This is a genomic window from Cobetia crustatorum, from assembly GCF_000591415.1.
GTDB lineage: Bacteria > Pseudomonadota > Gammaproteobacteria > Pseudomonadales > Halomonadaceae > Cobetia > Cobetia crustatorum.
Genome location: NZ_JEMF01000098.1, coordinates 1 through 2,703, shown reverse-complemented (window position 1 = coordinate 2,703; position 2,703 = coordinate 1). Strand labels below are relative to the sequence as shown.

Below are 2,703 nucleotides of genomic sequence, written 5' to 3'. Positions count from 1 at the left end.
AAAAAAACGCCACCTTCGGGTGGCGTTTTTCATTGATAGCGAGGCGCAGAGAGGCAGGATACACATCCCCTTACTGGTTCAGAATGATCGCCGTGATCACACCACCTGCAACAGCGGCCAACACGTAGCGACCGTCCACCTGCAACCAACGATGTCCTTGTGGCGGGCGGGACAGATGACGCGCTTCCCAGTCGCTGACCCAATAACGTTTATCGTTGTAATAACCACTCGGCACCTTGTCGCCACGTTTCCAGTGATGTGACGGATGTGCTTTGGCCTTGTTCTGATGGCCGTTGTTGGCCTGTCGCTTCTGTTGAACGTGGCCTTTTTGAGCTTGATGGCCTTTTTCCTGCTGGTGCTTCTGCTGAGATTTCTTCTGGTCCTTCTGATGAGACTTCTGCTGATAGCGCTCATCATTGGGGGCCGCCAGTGTCAGCGAAGACCCCAGGAGAGTGGATACCAGCACCAGTGTCATGAGTGTGCCTTTGCGCATGATGAATCTCCTCAATGGCAATGGACCGGGCGATGCGCGCCCCGCTAGGAAACATTGTTCTAAAATCATAACGTCAGGTGCTGGTCAATACAAACGTCTACGCTGTTTCGACGATTATCTCCTCATTTTGGCTGACGTTGTCGCCATGTGACGACTTCATTAGCTAGAGAACAAGAAGCATGGCAATGAAGTAAAAATGAACAGTGCGAAAGAGGATCAGTCACGAGCACTCGTATTCGTGAACATCCACGGTGCAGCAATCATGAAGAAGCGCCGTGTGACACTCCTCTCCACCGCCTTCGTCAACAATGACACGCTCACGAATACCGGCAGATTGAGCATCAGACCCCAGAAGCCCGCGTGAATCCCCAGCGGATGCGGCCAGATAGTGGTAAACATCACCGTGACCACGAAACCTGCGCAGATGCCGCTGAACACCCCGATAGCCGAAGCGCGTGGCCAAAAGAACATGCCGATGAAGGCCGGTAGTACCTGCGAGGCAAAGCCTAACCCGATCAACAGAATCATCACCAGGTTACCCGGCTCCAGGATGGCCAGTGGTGCGATGACCAGGAACATGACCGGGAAGATCATCCAGCGCGCCAGCTTGCCGGCACGGCCGTCACTCAAGCCCAGGCCGGGCTGCAGCACATCACGACTCAGGCTCAAGGCAACCGAATGGATGAAGGGCTCGCTGGAGGACATCGAGGCGGCCAGCGTCCCCGCTCCCAGCAGCCCCACCAACCAGACCGGCATGTTGGCCATCGCGTACTCCAGCACCACCGTATCGGCACGCTCAAGCTCCGGCAGGCTGAAGATACCGATGAAGCCCACCACCACCAGCGGCAGGATCACCACGTAGTAGGTCGGTAACCAGCTGGCGCTGCGACGGATGGTGCGTGCTGATGACGCACTCATCCACTGTGTCCAGACGGGAGGCATGAAGGACAGCATCGAGACGATGATCGAGGTCGTCCAGAAGCTGAAACTCATGTCACCACCCGCCCCCGGCAGGCGTAGAAACTCAGGATTATTGTCCGCGACACGCGTGAAGACGCCAGCAAAGCCCCACTCTCCAGTCGCCAGATGCGCGGCCCACACCCCGATCACCCACGCCACTACCAGCATCAGTACGCCCTGAAACACATTGGTGCGCCCTATCGCACGCTGACCACTGACGAACAGATAGATGGCAATCGCACTCAGCACCAGCAACACGCCGGCCCATAACGGGATTCTTCCGCCGCTCATCACCAACAAGATGTAAGCGGAGCCGATGGTCTGCAGCACTGCATAGGCGATGGAGGCGATCGACATCACCAGCGCCGATAGCGCGCCGAGTGCGGGGCTCTGATAACGATCCGCAATCGCGCTGGCCTGGGTGACATGGCCGAATTGCTCGCCGAACTTCCACACCTTGGGGCCAAAGTACCACGCCACCAACGCCAGATAGGCCAGATAAATCGCGACATAGAAGACGGGGACACCTTTGCTATAAGCCCAGCCCGGCGCACCCATGAAGGTGTAGGCACTCACGCTGCCCGCTGCGATCAATAGATAGAGCGTCACCGGCCCCATCGAGCGGCCGGCCACGCCCCACTGCTCCAGTGAATCCATGCGTCGGCCACCGCGTGCCCCCAGCCCGATCAGCATCGCCAGCGCGATATAGCCCAGGGTCATCATCAGCGGCACGCTACCCTGCCAGGACGTGAGGGCCAGTGACTCACTCATGTGACGCCCTCTCATCCTCGCGCGGCGCGCCATCCTCCTCATCCGGCAACAGACGATTGCCCAGCAGCATGGCCCCGCTGCAGGCGAAGATGATCAGGTAACTCCAGATGATCAACGACGGCATGCCCCACAGCGAGCTCTGCTGATTGACCCAGCCGATCACCGGCCAGATACCCATCACGACCAGCAGCAGGAAGATCACCAACAGGCTCCAGCCCCGCCAGCTGGCAGGCACGACGACGCATGGCAGGCGTGACGCGGAGGCAACCTCGCCGGCATCCGGCGTGGAGGAAATAGATGAAGACGACGAGGTGTCAGGCGTTGCCAAGACAAGCTCCGATATGAACAGGGAGTGAATGAAAAATCTCGGCGCGCAGTGTAGCCGCTTGAAGCGCGGCTGGGGAGTCACGTGACACGAGATCGAGATGGCGACACAAGCTGATAGGGAAATGTGCTTCAGAGATGGGAGATGGGAGATG

Annotated in this window: 3 protein-coding genes; all 3 read right to left on the bottom strand. The window is 58.5% G+C overall.

Translation table 11 applies throughout. From position 1 onward, the window contains the following. Positions 1–70: 70 nt before the first annotated feature. The 3 genes from BF12_RS21320 to BF12_RS20595 all read right to left on the bottom strand — a co-directional run bounded on the left by BF12_RS21320 (position 71) and on the right by BF12_RS20595 (position 2,552). On the bottom strand, positions 71–493 hold the full coding sequence (locus BF12_RS21320; RefSeq protein WP_024953146.1) for an RcnB family protein: 423 nt from the start codon (positions 491–493) through the stop codon (positions 71–73). Between the two features lie 216 nt (positions 494–709). After that, positions 710–2,224 (bottom strand): sodium:solute symporter family protein, encoded by a 1,515-nt coding sequence (locus BF12_RS0116060; RefSeq protein WP_024953145.1) that lies wholly within the window; start codon positions 2,222–2,224, stop codon positions 710–712. Then, entirely contained in the window at positions 2,217–2,552 is a 336-nt protein-coding gene (locus BF12_RS20595; RefSeq protein WP_024953144.1) for a hypothetical protein, read from the bottom strand. Before BF12_RS20595 ends, BF12_RS0116060 begins: the two co-directional genes overlap by 8 nt. Between the last annotated feature and the right edge of the window lie 151 nt (positions 2,553–2,703).

What these genes read in the sequence shown, in the direction of transcription:
- BF12_RS21320 (WP_024953146.1), bottom strand. Translation starts at nt 493, where the DNA reads ATGCGCAAAGGCACACTCATGACACTGGTGCTGGTATCCACTCTCCTG.
- BF12_RS0116060 (WP_024953145.1), bottom strand. Translation starts at nt 2,224, where the DNA reads ATGAGTGAGTCACTGGCCCTCACGTCCTGGCAGGGTAGCGTGCCGCTG.